Source organism: Mesorhizobium amorphae (assembly GCF_014843845.1).
In the GTDB taxonomy this organism is placed as follows: Bacteria; Pseudomonadota; Alphaproteobacteria; order Rhizobiales; family Rhizobiaceae; genus Mesorhizobium; species Mesorhizobium amorphae_A.
On the sequence record NZ_JHQS01000127.1, the window covers coordinates 26,644 to 44,653 of the forward strand.

The following is an 18,010-nucleotide window of genomic DNA, read 5'->3' on the forward strand; positions in this document are numbered from 1 at the left end:
CGTCATGTCCTGGTTCAACATCATGCGTCGGAAGGCTCGGCCCCGGGCCGACAATGAGGGGGAGGCAACTCCCCCTCCCTTCCCGACCTTGTCCACCTTCTTCGGCATTGCGGCAGTCATGATTGTCATCTGGCTGCTGGTCTACGGGCCGCCGCATCTTCCTTCGGCATCCGATCGATCGGTGCCTGCCAACAACATCGATACTGGAGCCACCAAATGAGCCAGTCCAAATCCGCTGTTATCATGGATGCCCGCATCCTGTGGCCCGCCATCGGCGGAGCCTTCAAAAAACTGAACCCGCGCACCCTGATCAAGAATCCGGTGATGTTCGTCGTCGCTATCGTTTCGCTGCTCACGTCGGTCCTGTTCCTCAGGGACCTGGTGACCGGCGGCGGCGACTTCGGCTTCACGCTGCAGATCATCATCTGGCTGTGGTTCACCGTGCTGTTCGCCAACTTCGCCGAAGCCGTCGCCGAGGGGCGCAGCAAGGCGCAGGCCGACTCGCTGCGCAAGGCGCGCACCGAGACCCAGGCCAAGCTCTTGAACGGCGAGGGCCGCACCAAGTTCAAGCTGGTGCCCGGCACCAGCCTGAAGGTCGGCGACATCGTGCTCGTCGAGGCCGGCGACATCATCCCGTCCGACGGCGAGGTGATCGAGGGCGTCGCCTCCGTCAACGAGGCTGCGATCACCGGTGAATCCGCGCCGGTCATCCGCGAATCCGGCGGCGACCGTTCGGCTGTCACCGGCGGCACGCAGGTTCTGTCCGACTGGATCCGCGTGCGCATCACCGCCGCTTCCGGCCACACCTTCCTCGACCGCATGATCTCGCTGGTCGAGGGTGCTGCGCGCCAGAAGACGCCCAACGAGATCGCGCTCAACATCCTGCTCGTCGGCATGACGCTGATCTTCGTGCTGGCCACCGCAACGATCCCGAGCTTCGCCTCCTATTCCGGCGGCTACATCTCGGTGACCGTTCTCGTCGCGCTGTTCGTGACCCTGATCCCGACCACCATCGGCGCACTGCTGTCGGCCATCGGCATCGCCGGCATGGACCGCCTGGTGCGCTTCAACGTGCTGGCCATGTCGGGTCGCGCCGTCGAGGCGGCCGGCGACGTCGATACGCTGCTGCTCGACAAGACCGGCACCATCACGCTCGGCAACCGCCAGGCCACCGAGTTCCGCCCGGTCAAGGGCGTCACCGAGCAGGAACTGGCCGATGCCGCACAACTAGCCTCGCTTGCCGACGAAACGCCGGAAGGCCGCTCGATCGTCGTGCTGGCCAAGGAGAAATATGCCATCCGTGCTCGTGACATGGCGACCCTGCACGCTACCTTCGTGCCCTTCACCGCGCAGACCCGCATGAGCGGCGTCGATATAGACGGCTCATCGATCCGCAAGGGCGCGGTCGATTCGGTGCTCGCCCATGTAAATCAGTCGACGCTCGCCAGCAGCGGCACGCGGCCCGGCAGCGACGCCGTCCGCGACCTGCAGGCGATCGCCGATGAGGTCGCCAAGTCGGGCGGCACGCCGCTGGCGGTGGAGCGCGACGGGCGCCTGCTCGGCGTCGTCCACCTCAAGGACATCGTCAAGGGCGGCATCAGGGAGCGCTTTGCCGAACTGCGCAAGATGGGCATTCGCACGGTGATGATCACCGGCGACAATCCGATGACGGCAGCGGCGATCGCGGCGGAAGCCGGCGTCGACGACTTCCTCGCCCAGGCGACGCCCGAGGACAAGCTGAAGCTGATCCGCGACGAACAGGCCAAAGGCAAGCTGGTCGCCATGTGCGGCGACGGCACCAACGACGCCCCTGCCCTTGCCCAGGCCGATGTCGGCGTCGCCATGAACACCGGCACGGTCGCCGCGCGCGAAGCCGGCAACATGGTCGACCTCGACAGCGACCCGACCAAGCTGATCGAGATCGTCGAGATCGGCAAGGCGCTGCTGATGACGCGCGGTTCGCTGACGACCTTCTCGATCGCCAACGACGTCGCCAAATACTTCGCCATCATCCCGGCTATGTTCGCTGTCTTCTACATCGCACCGGGACAGACCACCGGGCCGCTGCAGGCGTTCAACATCATGCATCTGGCGACGCCGCAAAGCGCCATCCTGTCGGCCATCATCTTCAACGCGCTGATCATCATCGCGCTGATCCCGCTGTCGCTGAAGGGTGTGAAATACCGCGCCATCGGGGCCGGCGCGCTGCTCAGCCGCAACCTGCTCGTCTACGGCCTCGGCGGCATCATCGTTCCGTTCGTCGGCATCAAGGCGATCGACATGATCATCACCGCCATCGGCCTCGCCTAAGGAACCACGTCCATGCTCACGCAAATCAGACCCGCGATCATAATGATCGTCTTCTTCACCGTGCTGACCGGCCTCATCTACCCGATCGGCATGACCGGCATTGCCCAGGCGCTGTTTCCACGCCAGGCTAATGGCAGCATGATCGAGAAGGACGGCAAGGTCGTCGGTTCCGAACTGATCGGCCAGGCCTTCGCCAGCGACCATTATTTCCACGGCCGCCCGTCGGCCGCCGGCGACGGCTACAACGCGACCTCCTCCAGCGGCTCGAATCTCGGCCCGACCAACCAGAAGCTGATCGACCGCATCAAGGGCGACGCCGAGAAGCTGAAGGCGGAAAACCCGAACCAGCCGGTTCCGATGGATCTGGTGACGACCTCCGGCAGCGGCCTCGACCCGCATATCAGCCCGGAAGCGGCCTACTTCCAGGTACCCAGGGTGGCCAAGGCCCGGGGCATCGACGAAGCGAAGATCAAGGTGCTGGTCGATAGCCAGATTGAGAACCGCGAGCTCGGCTTCCTGGGCGAGCCCGTGGTCAACGTGCTGGCCCTCAACCTTGCGCTGGATGCGGCCACGAAGCAGTGAACTGCAGCGGCCGGGGTCGACAGCCTCCCCGGCGCCGTCCATATCTAGAGCAATTCCAGGAAAAGTGCGCAGCGGTTTTCCGTCTTGAATTGCGTGAAAACAAAGAGATAGAGCGGTTCTGCGTTTCCGTGAAACGTTGAACCGCTCCAGAGTCAAATGCCTGAGGACAGAAGCAACGACACCAGACCCTCTCCAGACGCCCTGCTGGAGCATGCGGAGCGGGAGGAGCGCGGCCGCCTGAGGATATTCCTCGGCGCCGCACCCGGCGTCGGCAAGACCTACGAGATGCTGATGGCGGGCCGCGCCAGGCTGGCCGACGGCATGGACGTGGTGATCGGCGTCGTCGAGACGCATGGCCGCAAGGAAACCCTGGCGCTGGTGGCAGGCTATGAGGTCATCCCGCGCCAGAAGGTCGACTACAAGGGGCGCTTGCTGGACGAGATGGACATCGATGCCATCCTCGCACGCCGCCCCAAGCTGGTTCTCGTCGACGAACTCGCCCACACCAACGCGCCGGGCAGCCGCCACCCCAAGCGCTATCTCGACGTCCAGGAAATCCTGGCGAACGGCATCGACGTCTACACGACGCTCAACATCCAGCATGTCGAGAGCCTGAACGATGTCGTGGCGCAGATCACCCATGTCAGGGTGCGCGAGACGGTTCCCGACTCCATCATCGACCAGGCCGACGACATCGAGATCATCGACCTCACCCCCGACGACCTGATCCAGCGGCTGAAGGAAGGCAAGGTCTATTTCCCCAACACCGCCCAGCGCGCCATCGAGAATTATTTCTCGCCGGGCAATCTGACCGCGCTTCGGGAACTGGCGCTGCGGCGCACGGCACAGCGCGTCGACGAACAGCTGCTCAACCACATGCAGGCGCACGCCATTCCGGGGCCATGGGCGGCAGGCGAAAGGGTCCTCGTCTGCGTCGACTCGCGTCCGGGCGGGGCGGCACGCGTTCGCTATGCGCGCAGGCTGGCTGACCGGCTTCGCGCGCCCTGGACGGCGCTCCATGTCGACACCCCTCGTTCGGCCGCCATGTCCGAGGAGGACAAGGATCGGCTGGCGACATTGCTGCGCCTTGCCGAGCAGCTCGGCGCCGAGGTGACGACGATTCCTGGTCAGTACGTCGCGCAGGACATCGTCCGCCACGCGACTGCGAACAATTTCACCCATATCGTCATCGGCAGGCCGACCCGATCGCGCTGGCGCGAACTGATCGAAGGTTCGCTCACTTACGATCTCATCCGCAATGCCGGCGACATCAGCGTCCATGTCATTTCGGGAACCGAGCGCGGCATCGAGGCCAACGCCAGGAGCGTAAAGGCGGCGGACGAGCAGTGGCAGTTCGAGATCTGGCCCTATCTCAAGGCCACGGCCTTCGTCACCGGCTCGCTCGCCTTTGCCGTGCTTCTCGACCAGTTTCTCGACGTCCGCAACCTCGCGATCATCTTCCTCATCGGGGTGTTGACCTCGGCGGTGACCGGCGGGCTCTGGCCGGCGCTGTACGCCTGTTTCGTCAGCGCCCTTGCCTTCAACTTCTTTTTCCTGGAGCCGCGCTACACGCTGACGATCCGGGACCCGGAAAGCATCGTCGCGCTTGCTGTCTTCCTCGTTGTCGCCGTCATCGCCAGCAATCTGACCGCGCGCGTGCAGCGCCAGGCGATCGCCGCCCGCTCCCGGGCACGGGCCACGGAAGATATCTATCTCTTTTCAAAGAAGCTCGCCGGCGCCGGCACGCTCGACGACGTGCTGTGGGCCACCGCCTTCCAGATCGCCTCGATGCTGAAGCTGCGGGTCGTGCTGCTCCTGCCCGAGAACGGCACGATCACCGTCAAGGCCGGCTATCCGCCCGACGACACGCTGGCCGAGGCCGACATCGCGGCCGCCCGCTGGGCCTGGGAGCACGACCGCGCCGCGGGGCGTGGCGCCGACACGCTGCCCGGCGCAAAGCGCCTTTACCTTCCCCTGCGCACGGGGCGCACGGCCGTCGGCGTCGTCGGCCTCGACAATGACAAGCAGGGGCCGCTGCTGACACCGGAGCAGCAGCGTCTGCTCGACGCGCTCGCCGACCAGGCAGCCGTCGCCATCGAGCGCATCCAACTTGTCGCCGACGTCGACCGCGCCAAGCTCGCGGCGGAGGCCGACCGTTTGCGCTCGGCGCTGCTGACCTCGATCTCGCATGACCTGAAGACGCCGCTCGCCGCCATCATGGGCGCCGCCGGCACGCTCCGCGAATTCGCGCCGGCGCTGCCCGAGAAGGACCGGGCCGAGCTGTTGTCGACCGTGCTCGATGAATCCGAGCGGCTGAACCGCTTCATTGCCAATTTGCTCGACATGACCAAGATCGAATCCGGCGCCATGGAGCCGAACTACGCCTTCCATTTTGTCGGCGACATCGTCGGCTCGGCCTTGAGCCGGGCGCACAAGATCATCGAGGAGCACAAGACCGAGATAGACATCCCCTCCGATCTGCCGATGCTGCGGCTCGACCCGGTCCTGTTCGAACAGGCGTTGTTCAATCTCCTAGACAACGCCGCGAAATATGCGCCGCCCGGATCGACGATCCGGCTGCAGGGCTGGGTCGACAATGGCTTCGTCATCCTGCAGATCATGGACGAGGGTCCGGGCATTCCACCTGCCGACCTGGAGCGGATTTTCGACAGCTTCTACCGGGTGCGCAAACGCGACCAGGTGCGCGCCGGCACCGGCCTTGGCCTGTCGATCTGCCGTGGTTTCATCGAAGCGATGGGAGGCACCATCTCGGCGGCAAACCGGACAGACCGCCCGGGCGCGATCTTCACCATCCGCATGCCGGTGCCGACGGACCTGCCTGAGGTGACCGAACCCAAATCGGACGACCAGACTGTTGGTGATTTGGCATGACGCATCAGAACGTCACCATATTGGTCGTCGACGACGAACCGCCTATCCGCAAACTGCTTCGCGTCGGCCTCGGCAGCCAGGGCTATTCGGTCTCGGAGGCGCCAAACGCAAAGGCGGCGATCGAACTCGTGGAAACCGAGCAGCCTGACCTGATCCTGCTCGACCTCGGTCTGCCCGGCATGACCGGCCACGAGCTGCTCGGCAAGTGGCGCGACGACGGCCTCGATATTCCGGTGGTCATCCTGTCCAGCCGCACCGACGAGACCGGTATCGTCCAGGCGCTCGAGCTCGGCGCCGATGATTATGTCACCAAGCCGTTCGGCATGAACGAGCTCATCGCGCGCATCCGCGTGGCGCTGCGACACAAGTTCCAGCAGCAGGGCGAGAAGCCGGTGTTCCACACCGGCGACCTCATGGTCGACCTGGTCAAGCGCATCGTCAAGGTCGAAGGCAAGGAGGTAAAACTCTCGCCGAAGGAATACGACATATTGCGCATCCTGGTGCAGCACGCCGGCAAGGTGCTGACCCACCATTTCCTGCTGAAACAGGTCTGGGGCGATTCCACCGATGTGCAATATCTCAGGGTCTACGTCCGCCAGCTCAGGCAGAAGATCGAGAAGACGCCCGACCAGCCGCGCTACATCACCACCGAGACCGGCGTCGGATATCGCCTGCGCGAGGTCGACTGAGCGCGGTCAAACACGCCCTGAGCGTTCGCGCGGCGGCGCTCAGTCGGCCGAGAGTTCGGCAGTCCTGGCCGGCGCGCCGCCGCCGTTGAGCGAGATGGCGAAGCTGATCGGTTGTCCCGAATCCACCGCGACCGCATTGATCTTCAAGGTGGTGCCGTTCTGCAGCAGTGGCATGATGTCGGCGTTGAACGCCACCATGGCACCGCCGGTCAAATGCCCTATATAAATGGCAGGTTCTTCACTCGGGAGCGGATCGATGCCGCAGCTTCGTCTATCGACGGTCTTCATGTCGGCCATGCTGGCAACAGTCATGCTGCCGGTCGCAGCCCCGTATGCCTTGGCGCAAGCCGTTACTCCAGCAAATCGTAATATTCTGATCCAGCAGAACGACTTGCAGGCCTTGCAAAACAGGATGCAGCGGCGGCAATTCCAGCAACAGCAGCAGCAATATCGCGCCGAGGATCGCCAAATCGTGCCGCAGCCTCGACCGCAGGTGCCGATGGTCAAGCCGCCTTGCCAGGTGCTGGGCAACGCAATTCTGACGGGTTGCCGCTGACAAGCCGGCATTTTCGATTTATTTAGCCGACTTATCTGCCGGAATGTCACATTGCATCGAGGGCGGATTTGGGGTTTGCACGGGCAGCATCTCTCTCGCGCAACGGAGATGCTGTCTCGTCCGGGTTTTCGCACATGGCAACGACCAACAAAAAAGTGGTACGCAAGGCAAAGCGAGGCGAACGCATCCGCCAGGTCGCGGCCATTCCCTTCCGGCTGGGCGCGGATGGCGATATCGAGGTCATGCTGGTCACGTCGCGCACGACCAGGCGCTTCATCGTGCCCAAGGGCTGGCCGATGAAGGGCAAGAGCGGGCGCAGGGCAGCCACGATCGAGGCGCAGGAAGAAGCCGGCGTTCTCGGCAAGACATTGAAAGAACCGGCCGGCACCTATTCCTACTGGAAAAGGCTGGAGAACGGCTTCATCCGTGTCGACGTCGTTGTCTACCTGCTGGAGGTGACCGAGGAACTGGCGAACTGGCAGGAGGCCGAAAGCCGGCAGCGGGCATGGCTGGCGCCGGAAGACGCGGCGCTGCTCATCGACGAGCCGGATCTTTCCACGCTGCTCAGGGATTTGAAGCTCCCCCAGGCTGAGCCCGCCGGCGGGCTCTGACGCGTCGCCTCAGTTGCTTTCCTCGTCGCGCCCGGGAAATGGCCGCACAGGCGTGCCTGTATAGGCCCACAGCCATTCCCGTGGCAGCGGCCCCTTGTTGCGGTCGCTCTGCTGCGATTGCTCCCACGCATGCGCCAATATGCCGACCGAGCGCGACAGCACGAACAGGCCGCGCGTCAGCGCCGGCGGAAAGCCGAGCTCGCCATAGATCACGGCGGTAGCGCCATCGATGTTGAGCGGGATAGTTTTGCCCTTGCGCCGCGCAAGCTCGACCTCAATCGCTTCGGCGATGTCGGCGAAGCGCCCGCCGATGACGCCGCGCGCGGCAAAATCGCGGGTCACTTCGATGAGGCGCGGGGCGCGTGGATCGACGGGATGGAAGCGATGGCCGAAACCCGGCACATAGCCCTTTTCCTCGGCGAGGAACCGATCGAGCCGCGCCGTGACGGCATCGGCAAGCGCCGTGCCTTGATCCATCGCCGCGGCAACATCGCCATAGAAGGAAAGCGCCTGTTCGCCGGCGCCGCCATGCACGTCGCCGAGCACATTGATGGCCGAGGCCATGGCGCTGTTGATGCCGACGCCGCAGGTCGCCGCCATGCGGGCAATGGCGATCGATGGCGCCTGCGGACCGTGATCGACGGCCGCGCCCAGCGCGATGCCAAGCAGCGCCGCCTGCTCCTCGCCTGGCAGTTCGCCGCGCAGCATCAGCCAGATCATCGCCGGAAAGCTGACGCCGCCGATCAGCTCCTGGATTTCATAGCCGCGCAGCCGGATCACGCCTGGCCGCATCTCGATGATATCGGTCTGCCACCACTCCTCGCCGCGCTCGCGGCCGGTCTTTTTCTCCGGACCGCTCATGCCCGCGCCCTTGTCTTGGCGCGCGGCGGCAGGTCGGCGAAAATCTCGTCCATGTGCTCGCCCAGCACCGGTGGCGCCCTGGTCGGCAAGGGGGCCGCGCCGTCGACCATGAAACCGCCGCGCACGACGGTCAGCGGCGTGTCCAGGCCTGGCAGGCCGTCGAAGCGCGTGGTCATGTTGCGTTCGATGACTTGCTTTTCGTCGAGCACTTGCGGAATCGTCAGCACCCGCCCCGCCGGCACGCCGGCGCGGTTGAGCTTCGCTTCCCAGGCGGCTGCCGAGGCGCCCGCCAGGGCTTCCTCGATCAACCCCTTTAGCGCGGCGCGATTCTGCTTGCGCGTCTCGCGCTCGGCAAAGCGTGGATCCAACGCCAGTTCCGGCCGCCCGATCAACTGGCAAAGCGTAACGAACTGCTCCTGCTTGTTGGCGGCGATGTTGAGCAGGCCGTCGCCAGTGCGAAACGCTCCCGACGGTGCCGCCGTCATATTCTCGTTGCCCATCGGCTGCGGCTCGACGCCGGCCGTCAGATAGTTGGACACCGGCCAGCCCAATGCCGAGAGCGTGCATTCCAGCATCGACACGTCCAGGAAGGCGCCCTCGCCGGACACTTTCTGCTTCACCAGTGCCGCGGCGATCGCAAAAGCCCCGACCAGCCCGCCCAGCGTGTCGGCGACCGGGTAGCCGACGCGCAATGGCGCCGTCTCCGGCGTGCCGGTGATGCTCATGATGCCGGAAAGGCCCTGGATGATCTGGTCATAGGCTGGATTGTCGCGCATCGGCCCGGTCTGGCCGAACCCCGATATGGCGCAATAGACAAGGCCGGGGCGGACCTCTTTCAGCCTCTCATAGCCGAGGCCAAGTCGGTCCATGACCCCCGGCCGGAAATTCTCGACCAGTGCGTCGGCGGAGGCGACCAGATCGAGGAAGCGCTCGCGATCGACTTCCTTCTTCAGATCGAGCACCACCGATCGTTTGCCGGCGTTCTGCGCCAGGAACGAGGCGCCCATGCCGGCCTGGTTAAGTTTCGGCGAGGCACCGAGCTGACGCGCCAGGTCGCCGCCTTGCGGCGTCTCGACCTTGATCACATCGGCGCCGAGCAGTGCCAGCTGGTAGGCGCAGTACGGGCCGGCCAGCACATTGGTCAGATCGAGGACGCGGATGCCGGAAAGCAGATCGGTCATGATGCTCCAGACAGGTCAGGCATCGCCGGGCACATTCTCTGGCCCGCGCCGCCGGCGATGCTCGATGAAGGCCCAGATATGCGGCCCCGCCAGGCCGATGAAGGCCAGCGTCAGCAGCGTCAGCGACAGCTTGTGCGTGTAGAACACCGACCAGTCGCCATTCGAGATGGTCATCGCCCGACGGAACTGCGTCTCGGCCAGCGGCCCGAGGATCATGCCGATGATCACAGGCGCGGTCGGGAAATCGAAGCGCCGCATCAGGAAGCCGGCAGCACCCAGCAGATACAGGATCACCAGATCGATCGGCGATTGCGAGATGCCGTAGGTGCCGACGGTGGCAAAGACCAGGATGCCCGCATAGAGCTGCGGCGCCGGGATTTTCAACAGCCGCACCCAGAGCCCGATCAGCGGCAAATTGAGGATGACCAGGATGACGTTGGCGATGAACAGGCTGGCGATCAGGCCCCAAACCAGATTGGCCTGCGTCGTCAAGAGCAGCGGCCCTGGATTGATGCCGTAGCTCTGGAAGGCCGACAGCATGATCGCCGCGGTCGCCGAGGTCGGCAGGCCGAGCGTCAGCATCGGCACCAGCACGCCGGCGGCCGAGGCATTGTTGGCCGCTTCCGGACCGGCAACGCCTTCGATGGCGCCGACCGTGCCGAACTCCTCCTTGTGTTTCGAAAGCTTCTTCTCGATGGCGTAGGACAGGAAGGTCGGGATTTCGGCGCCGCCGGCCGGCATGGCGCCGATCGGAAAGCCGATCGCCGCACCGCGCAGCCACGCCTTCCACGAGCGTCCCCATTCGGCCGCGGTCATGTAGAGCGAGCCTTTCAGTGGCACGATCTCGTCCTTGCCGGCGTAGCGGCGCGACGCCATGTAGAGCGTCTCGCCGACCGCGAACAGGCCGACCGCAACGATGATGACGTCGACACCGTCGAGCAGTTCGCCCATGCCGAAAGTGAAGCGTGGCTGGCCCGTCTGCAGGTCGACGCCGATCATGCCAATGACGAAGCCGGCGAACAGGCTGGTGAGCCCCCGCACCGACGACGAGCCGAGCACCGCCGACACGGTGATGAAGGCCAGCACCATCAGCGAGAAATACTCGGCCGGCCCGAATGCCAGCGCGAACTTGACCACGATCGGCGCCAGGAAGGCGACGCCCAGAGTGCCGATGGTGCCGGCGACAAAGGAGCCGATCGCCGACGTCGCCAATGCCGCGCCGCCGCGGCCGGAGCGCGCCATCCTGTTGCCTTCCAGCGCCGTGACGATGGTGGCGCTTTCGCCCGGCGTGTTGAGCAGGATCGACGTCGTCGAGCCGCCATACATAGCACCGTAATAGATACCGGCGAACAGGATGAAGGAGGCCTCCGGCGCCACCTGGTAGGTGATCGGCAAGAGCAAGGCGATGGTCAGCGCCGGCCCGAGGCCGGGCAGCACGCCGATCGCCGTTCCCAATGTCGTGCCGAGCAGGCACCACATGAGGTTGACCGGCGTGAAGGCGACCGAAAATCCATGGGCGAGCTGATTGAGAGTTTCCATCGCTTCAGCCCCTCGCCATGCCGATGATCGCGTTGATGACCGTGTTCAGCGGGTTCTCGATGAAGCCGGCGCCGATGTTGACACCAAGCGCTCTGGCGAAACCGAAATAGGCCGCGAGCGCCAGGATCAGTCCAAGCAGTGCATCGCGCAACGGATGCTTGCTGCCGAACCCGTAGCAGATGAGGACGAACATGATCACCGAGGCGGCGGTGAAGCCCAGCGGATGGATCAGCAGCAGGTTGGCGACCAGTCCGGCAGCCACGAAGCCCATCGCCTTCCAGTCGGTCGGCGTTTCCTTTTCCTCCGCCGGCTGCCAGCCGCCCCTCAGCGCGGCGACGATGAGGAGCAGGGAAAGCACCAACATGCCTGTCATGGTGAGATAGGGAAAGACGGTCGGGCCGACCTTGGAGTAAAGCGGCGATACCGGGATCGCCAGCGTCTGCCAGGCCACGGCCGCGGCGCAGGCGAGAAGCCCGATGCCGATCAACAGTTCGGGCATTGCAAGGTGCCGCGGCGGCTCCTGCTGGTCGCTGGTGCTCATGAATGTCCTCCCAAGATGGCCGGCCTCCCACGGCCGGCCCTGACCGCAGTCTTACCCGCGATGGATCACATGTCCATGCGGTTGCGGAGCCTCCAAAAAGGGGCGGCGCGGGCCGCCCCCTTGGAAAGCATCAGGCGAGGCCGAGATCCTTGAGGATCGCAGCGATACGGGCCGTGTCCTCGGTGAGGAACTTGGCATAGTCGTCACCGGTGAGCAGGATCTGCGTCCAGTTGCGGTTCTTGCACTCCGTTGCCCAGGCCTCGCTCTTGGCCATGGTCTCGATCAGCGTGACCATGGCGGCCTTGTCGGCGTCCGAGACACCGGGCGGTGCAAAGACGCCGCGCCAGTTGAACAGTTCGACATCGATGCCGGCCTCCTTCAGCGTCGGCGCGTCGATGCCATCCTGGCGCTTGTCGGCGGAGATCGCGAGCAGCCGCAGCGCGCCCGCTTTGACCTGTTCGGCGAACTCGCCATAGCCGGAAATGCCGGCAGCGACCTGGTTGCCGAGCAGAGCCGAAAGGGCCTCGCCACCGCCGGCGAACGGCACGTAGGAAAGGTTGGTCGCCGGCACGCCGGCCGTCTTGGCGATCAGGCCGAACAGAATATGGTCCGAGCCGCCGGCGGAACCGCCGGCCACCGGCACCTTGGTCGGATCCGCCTTCAGCGCGGCGACGAAATCGGCGGCCGTCTTGAACGGCGAGGCGGCCGGCACCACCAGCGCTTCGAATTCGCCGGTGAGGCGCGCGATCGGCGTCACCTCGGTGAGGTTGTTGGCCGACTTGTTGGCGATGATGGCACCGACCATGACCATGCCGGCCACCATCAGCGAATTGCCCTTGCCGTTCCACTGGTTGACGAACTGCGGCAGGCCGACCGTGCCGCCGGCGCCGCCGACATTGGTGATCTGCGAGCCGGAGATCAGCTTCTCGGAACGCAGCACCTGGTCGATGGTGCGCGCCGTCTGGTCCCAGCCGCCACCGGGCGCCGCCGGCACGAAGATCTGGATCTGCGGTGCGTCCTGTGCGAAAGCGGGTGTGAAGTGCAGTGCGGCGAAACCGGCGGCGCCTGCCGCGGCGGTGCTTGTCAGGAATTTACGTCTGTTCAGCATGGGATTCCTCCAAATCGCGACACCTCCTCCGGTGCCTGCCAAAAACGTGGCCTGAATTCAGACCCGCCATCAAGTTCAAGCAGATGTTACCGCGTTCTGTCAACAGGAACAGCATTCTACTAGACAGAACGCATGGTATCCGGCATAGTTTGCCCGGTTGGGGTCTTCGTCCGAACCGGGAACCGAAACGAAATCGTCAAGCAGATGAATGACATACGGTCCAGATCCGCACCGGCGGTCGGCGTTGCCGCACTCGATCGCGCCATCGCCATTCTCGACGCCTTCGCCTCGGTTGACAAGTCGCTCAGCCTTGCAGAAATCGCCGCACGCACCGGTCTCTACAAGAGCACGATCCTGCGGCTGGCGGGCTCGCTGCTGCGAGGCCAATTGCTGGAACGTCTCGACGATGGCCGCTACCGTGTCGGCCCCGCCACCTTCCGGCTCGGCGCGATCTACCAGCGTTCGGTGGCGGCGGCCGACATCCTGCTGCCGATCATGCGCGATCTGGCCGAGCAGAGCTGGGAGAGCGTCGCCTTCTACGTCCGCTCGGGCGATGTCCGCACCTGTCTCTACCGCGTCGAATCCAAGCATCCGATCCGCTACACGATCAGGGAAGGCGACGTGCTGCCGCTGCGACTGGGTTCGGGAGGCCGCGTGCTTGCGGCGTTCTCCGGCGAGCCGGGCGAGCCCTACGAAACCATCCGCGCGACCTATCATCATCTGTCGTTGGGCGACCGCGACCCCGAAACGGCGGGCGTGTCCGCACCGGTGTTCGGCCCGGGGCGCACCCTGCTTGGCGTGCTGACGCTGGCCGGCCCGAGCGCGCGTGTCGATGCCGCCTTTCTGCGGCGCATGACGCCATCCCTGCTGGAGGCGGCAGCCCGCGCCACGCGCGCTTTCGGGGAAGACGCATCAATGCTCGAACATGCCCTATAGAAAGCCGATCCCCACGCGTAAAGCGCCGGCGTGTCCACGGTTTCTGGTCTGCGCCTGCTCTCCTGCATTACAGACGTCAGACAGTTAAGAGCATTCAAAACCAATCGAATGCAACGAAATTTATCAGAAAATCATAGGCAAAACGCTACGCAATCTGTTTTTGCTGCGATATGCAAATCTCGAAACGAAATATACGAAGAGTTTATTGGCTGTTAAGGCCAATATGCTAATCGAACTGCTGTCGCCGACTGCAGCGCGACCTGGGGGGAGAACGCGACACCTGGCCGGCATATGGATCAGCCGGCAGGGCAAATCAACGGGGGGCCATGGCTATTCCCATGGAAGCTTGATGAGGCTGTCACCGGCAGATACCAGCCCCCGTCTGCTCGGGCTGGTCTGGCCCTTCATCCTCGTGGTTCTCGTCCAGGCCCTGCTGGCCAGCGGCAGCCTCTACACCCTGTCGGCGGTTCGCGCCTATGTCGGCGGCGAGAGCCACTGGTCGAAGGGACAGAAGCAGGCCATCTATTTTCTCAGCCTCTATGCCGACACCGGCAGGCAAGAGTTCTTCGATGAATACCGCGCAGCCATTGCGGTTCCGCTCGCCGATCATTCGGCGCGGCTTGCCCTCGAGCAGCCCGAACCCGACATCAGCGTGGCGCGCGCCGGCTTCCTGCAAGGCAGAAATCACCCCGACGACGTGCCGGGGATGATCTGGCTGTTCCAGAACTTTCGTGATGTGAGCTACCTCGACATCGCCATCCAGCACTGGACCGCCGCCGACGGCATGATCCTGGCGCTCGACCGCCTCGGCACCGAGATACACCAGAAGTATGAGGAAAGTCCGCCAACAGCGGCGCAGATCGCCGTCTGGAAGGCGGAGATTCACCGCTTCAACCATCAGATCGGACCGCTGTCAAAGTCCTTCTCCGACAGCCTCGGCGAAGGCTCCCGCTTCATCAAGATGGCACTGACGCTGGCGAACCTGGTTACCGCCGCCTTGCTCATCCTGCTTGCCGTGTGGCGCACCCGCAAACTCCTGGCGCAGCGTCAGGCTTTCCAGATCGCCCTCAACGCCGAACGCGAGCGCGCCCAGATCACGTTGGCCTCGATTGGCCAGGCTGTCATCAGCACGGGTGCGGACGGGCGGCTGGATTACATGAACGCAGTCGCGGAACGTCTGCTGGAGCGGCCGTTCAGCGAAGCAAGAGGCCAACCGATCGCATCACTGTTCAGGCTGGTCGACAGGGACAGCGGCATCGAGGAGCACCGGCTGATGGAACGCCTCCTGGCAGGCGAGCCACTGCACTCCAATGAACGGCCGCAATTGTTGCGACGCGCCGATGGCTCCGTCGTTCCTGTCGCGCTGACAGGCGCGCCGCTGCTGGTTTCCGGCCAGATCGTCGGCGCCGTGCTGGCCTTCCACGATATGACGCGCGAACAGGATTACATCGAGCGGCTGTCATGGCAGGCATCGCATGACGGGCTGACCGGGCTCACCAACCGACGCACCTTCGAGAGCAGCCTGCAAAAGGCGATCGCGGACCTGCACCATCGGCCGCGCCAGCACGCGTTGATGTACCTGGACCTCGACCAGTTCAAGCTCGTCAACGACACCTGTGGTCATGCGGCCGGCGACCAACTCTTGCGGCAGGTTTCCATGCTGCTCGGCAATGAGCTGCGGCCCGACGACATACTGGCTCGCGTGGGCGGCGACGAGTTCGGCGTCCTACTCTTCGATTGCGATCCGGATCTCGCGTCCGAAATCGCCGAACGGCTGCGCGCGACCGTTCAGGACCTGCATTTTGCTTGGAGCGGCAGGCCTTTCAACATGAGCGTCAGCATCGGCATGGTCGAGATCACCGATGCCGAAATCACGCTCAAGGATACCCTGCAGGCAGCCGATGTCGCCTGCTACATCGCCAAGGAGAAAGGCCGCAACCGGGTCCAGCTGCACAGTGACAGCGACACGGCCTTGCGCGATCGTTTCAGCGAAATGGCCTGGGTTCAGCGCCTGCATGCCGCGCTGGAAGAAGACCGCTTCAAGCTTCACGCCCAGGAGATCTGGCCGCTCAACGCCGCCGCGGCCGAGGCCGGCGCCCATATAGAAATACTGCTGCGGTTGACCGACGAGGATGGCCTCATCGTTTCGCCGGCCAGCTTCATCCCGGCAGCCGAGCGTTATGGCCTGATGCCGTCGATCGACCGCTGGGTCGTGCGCAACACTTTCGGCGTTCTGGCTGCCCGCCTTGCCAACGCGCAGGCCGCTCCCATTGCCACCTGCGCGATCAACCTATCCGGCGCAAGTTTCGGCGACGACACCTTCCTCGCCTTCCTGCGCGAACAATTCGACGTCCATGGCATTCCGCCCGGCATGATCTGCCTGGAGATCACGGAGACCAGCGCGATTGCCGACCTCACCAACGCCATGCGTTTCATAGCCGACCTGCGCGAACTGGGCTGCTGCTTCGCCCTCGACGACTTTGGCGCCGGCATGTCGTCCTTCGCCTATCTGAAGCACCTGCCCGTCGATTATCTGAAAATCGACGGCAGCTTCGTCAAGGACATGCTGGAGGACCGGATCGATCGTGCCATGGTCGAGATGATCCATCATATCGGCAAGGTGATGGGCAAGCGAACCATCGCCGAGTTCGTCGAAAACGACGGCATCGTCGAGGCTTTGAAGACGATCGGTGTCGACTACGCCCAGGGCTATGCGATCGCCCGGCCGCAACCTTTCGACGCTTCGACGCCCCTGCTGAAAACTGGTGCAGGACCGGGCATCGACGACCCTTGGAGCGACCTTGCGCGCAAGTTGCGCAAGCTCGGATAACGGAGCCGCCGCGCCCTTTCCTGGAATTGCGCTAAGCCTGCCGCTCCAGGAGGATCGTCGCACCATCGTGATAGGTGGTCCTGAGCACTTCAATATAGCCGCACTTTGCCGCGACATTCAGCGAAGCGGTGTTTTCGGGATCGATGATGCAGACGGTTCTTGCGCCCTGGAACGTCTCGTCGCCCCAGGCCAGGATCCGTCTCACGACTTCGCTGGCCAGCCCTTGGCCGTGCGCCTGCGGCGCCAGAGCCCAGCCGGCCTCCGGCACGCCCTCGATCGACGGCTCGATGTCGCGCTTGAGGTCGTGGAAGCCGGCCTCGCCGATGAAGCGGCCGGTGGCCTTGTCCTCGATCGCCCAGAAGCCGTAGCCCAGAAGCGACCACAGGCCGGCATGGCGCAGGAAGCGCATCCAGCTTTCCTCGCGCGTGCGCGGCTTGCCGCCGATGAAACGGGTGACGCCGGGATCGGCCCACATGGCGACATAGGCGTCGAAATCATCCAGCCGGTGCGCCCTGAGAATGGTGCGCGCCGTTTCGATGACAGGTACGCTGGCTGCCTTTGGACTGACCATGGAATTTGCCTCGGTTGAGTTGTCCTGCGCCTAGCAAATGGCTTGCGTGGAGCAAGGGCCACGACAGCATGGATCATCCTCCAGGACGACCGGACTGCAGATGGCGTCAATAGCGCCGACGGTCAGGTGCCCACCACCGGCGTATCTGGGAATTTCGCCCGGCGATGCTACTCTTCGCCCGGTGCCGCTTCAGGCGTTCCTTGCCGCGCCGTCCGATCGAAGGGAGAAAGCATGGATACCACCGACCTTGTGCTGGCCATCGTCCATCATCTGCTGGTGTTTTCGCTGGCCGGCATTATCGGCGCCGAATTTGTGCTGATCCGCGGCGACTTGCCTGCCGCGACGCTCAAGCGGCTTGCCGGCATCGATCGTCATTACGGCATCATTGCCACGCTCATCATCATCGTCGGCATCGGCCGCGTCTTCTATGGCCTGAAGGGCTGGGAGTTCTACGTCTACAACTGGATGTTCTGGGCCAAGATGGCGGCCTTCGCCATCGTCGGCCTGCTGTCGATCATCCCGACCATCCGCTTCATCTCCTGGAACAGGCAGGCCGCCGCCAGCCATGGCTTCCAGGTGCCGTCGGCGGAACTGACATCCGTGCGCACCTATGTCCGGGCGGAAGCCGTCGTCTTCCTGCTCATCCCGGTCTTCGCGGCGGCAATGGCGCGCGGCTACGGATACTAGACCGAACCGCATCCCGCCAAGGCATCTTTCCCCACAGAGCGCGGACGGTTGCGGATAATCGCAGTTTGCTGTTTGAGTCCGATTGCAATCTGCTAGCTTGCGCTAGTTGTTGCCGC

General features: G+C 64.3%; 17 protein-coding genes. 10 read left to right on the forward strand and 7 right to left on the reverse strand.

All coding sequences use genetic code 11. The features are described from left to right. Positions 1 to 4 precede the first annotated feature (4 nt). From DH08_RS32765 to DH08_RS32785, 5 genes are all read left to right on the forward strand, one after another. Positions 5 to 220, forward strand: coding sequence for a hypothetical protein (locus tag DH08_RS32765; RefSeq protein WP_192183360.1), 216 nt, complete (start codon positions 5 to 7; stop codon positions 218 to 220). Beyond that, on the forward strand, positions 217 to 2,310 hold the full coding sequence (gene kdpB / locus DH08_RS32770; RefSeq protein ID WP_192183361.1) for a potassium-transporting ATPase subunit KdpB: 2,094 nt from the start codon (positions 217 to 219) through the stop codon (positions 2,308 to 2,310). The genes DH08_RS32765 and kdpB overlap by 4 nt, the downstream gene beginning before the upstream one ends. A 12-nt stretch (positions 2,311 to 2,322) precedes the next feature. Then, the gene (gene kdpC, locus DH08_RS32775) at positions 2,323 to 2,892 is read left to right on the forward strand and encodes a potassium-transporting ATPase subunit KdpC (protein ID WP_192183362.1); all 570 of its coding nucleotides are present in this window, start codon (positions 2,323 to 2,325) and stop codon (positions 2,890 to 2,892) included. Between the two features lie 156 nt (positions 2,893 to 3,048). Further along, positions 3,049 to 5,784 carry a sensor histidine kinase gene (locus DH08_RS32780; RefSeq protein WP_192183363.1) on the forward strand — a complete coding sequence of 912 codons (2,736 nt, stop codon included), beginning with the start codon at positions 3,049 to 3,051 and terminating at the stop codon, positions 5,782 to 5,784. Further along, complete coding sequence (locus DH08_RS32785) at positions 5,781 to 6,473, forward strand: response regulator transcription factor (RefSeq protein WP_192183364.1); 693 nt, start codon at positions 5,781 to 5,783, stop codon at positions 6,471 to 6,473. Before DH08_RS32780 ends, DH08_RS32785 begins: the two co-directional genes overlap by 4 nt. A gap of 39 nt (positions 6,474 to 6,512) precedes the next feature. Here the strand turns inward: DH08_RS32785 and DH08_RS32790 are convergent, their stop codons facing one another. Continuing rightward, the gene (locus DH08_RS32790) at positions 6,513 to 6,761 is read right to left on the reverse strand and encodes an invasion associated locus B family protein (RefSeq protein ID WP_192183365.1); all 249 of its coding nucleotides are present in this window, start codon (positions 6,759 to 6,761) and stop codon (positions 6,513 to 6,515) included. Between DH08_RS32790 and DH08_RS32795 the strand changes: the two genes are divergently transcribed. Together DH08_RS32795 and DH08_RS32800 are read left to right on the forward strand one after the other, a co-directional pair. Beyond that, positions 6,760 to 7,029: a hypothetical protein gene (locus tag DH08_RS32795; protein ID WP_246801174.1), complete on the forward strand. Its 270-nt coding sequence runs from the start codon at positions 6,760 to 6,762 to the stop codon at positions 7,027 to 7,029. The two genes, DH08_RS32790 and DH08_RS32795, sit on opposite strands and share 2 nt — an antisense overlap. A 134-nt stretch (positions 7,030 to 7,163) precedes the next feature. After that, entirely contained in the window at positions 7,164 to 7,640 is a 477-nt protein-coding gene (locus DH08_RS32800; protein WP_192183367.1) for an NUDIX hydrolase, read from the forward strand. Positions 7,641 to 7,649: 9 nt separating this feature from the next. Here the strand turns inward: DH08_RS32800 and DH08_RS32805 are convergent, their stop codons facing one another. From DH08_RS32805 to DH08_RS32825, 5 genes are all read right to left on the reverse strand, one after another. Continuing rightward, a complete protein-coding gene (locus DH08_RS32805; RefSeq protein ID WP_192183368.1) occupies positions 7,650 to 8,501 on the reverse strand; it encodes a citryl-CoA lyase in 852 nt (283 codons plus the stop codon). Next, the gene (locus DH08_RS32810; protein WP_192183369.1) at positions 8,498 to 9,682 is read right to left on the reverse strand and encodes a CaiB/BaiF CoA transferase family protein; all 1,185 of its coding nucleotides are present in this window, start codon (positions 9,680 to 9,682) and stop codon (positions 8,498 to 8,500) included. Before DH08_RS32810 ends, DH08_RS32805 begins: the two co-directional genes overlap by 4 nt. Positions 9,683 to 9,697: 15 nt before the next feature. Continuing rightward, on the reverse strand, positions 9,698 to 11,221 hold the full coding sequence (locus DH08_RS32815; protein ID WP_192183370.1) for a tripartite tricarboxylate transporter permease: 1,524 nt from the start codon (positions 11,219 to 11,221) through the stop codon (positions 9,698 to 9,700). A gap of 4 nt (positions 11,222 to 11,225) precedes the next feature. Beyond that, entirely contained in the window at positions 11,226 to 11,762 is a 537-nt protein-coding gene (locus tag DH08_RS32820) for a tripartite tricarboxylate transporter TctB family protein (RefSeq protein WP_192183371.1), read from the reverse strand. Positions 11,763 to 11,892: 130 nt separating this feature from the next. Then, entirely contained in the window at positions 11,893 to 12,870 is a 978-nt protein-coding gene (locus DH08_RS32825) for a Bug family tripartite tricarboxylate transporter substrate binding protein (RefSeq protein ID WP_192183372.1), read from the reverse strand. Between the two features lie 204 nt (positions 12,871 to 13,074). Between DH08_RS32825 and DH08_RS32830 the strand changes: the two genes are divergently transcribed. After that, positions 13,075 to 13,806: an IclR family transcriptional regulator gene (locus tag DH08_RS32830; protein ID WP_192183373.1), complete on the forward strand. Its 732-nt coding sequence runs from the start codon at positions 13,075 to 13,077 to the stop codon at positions 13,804 to 13,806. Between the two features lie 349 nt (positions 13,807 to 14,155). After that, positions 14,156 to 16,636 (forward strand): EAL domain-containing protein, encoded by a 2,481-nt coding sequence (locus tag DH08_RS32835; protein WP_192183374.1) that lies wholly within the window; start codon positions 14,156 to 14,158, stop codon positions 16,634 to 16,636. A 31-nt stretch (positions 16,637 to 16,667) separates the two neighbouring features. Here DH08_RS32835 and DH08_RS32840 read toward each other — a convergent pair whose 3' ends face one another. Further along, positions 16,668 to 17,207: a GNAT family N-acetyltransferase gene (locus DH08_RS32840; protein ID WP_192183375.1), complete on the reverse strand. Its 540-nt coding sequence runs from the start codon at positions 17,205 to 17,207 to the stop codon at positions 16,668 to 16,670. Between the two features lie 231 nt (positions 17,208 to 17,438). On the opposite strand from DH08_RS32840, the gene DH08_RS32845 reads away from it, so the two are divergent. Next, complete coding sequence (locus DH08_RS32845; RefSeq protein WP_192183376.1) at positions 17,439 to 17,894, forward strand: DUF2214 family protein; 456 nt, start codon at positions 17,439 to 17,441, stop codon at positions 17,892 to 17,894. Positions 17,895 to 18,010: the final 116 nt, after the last annotated feature.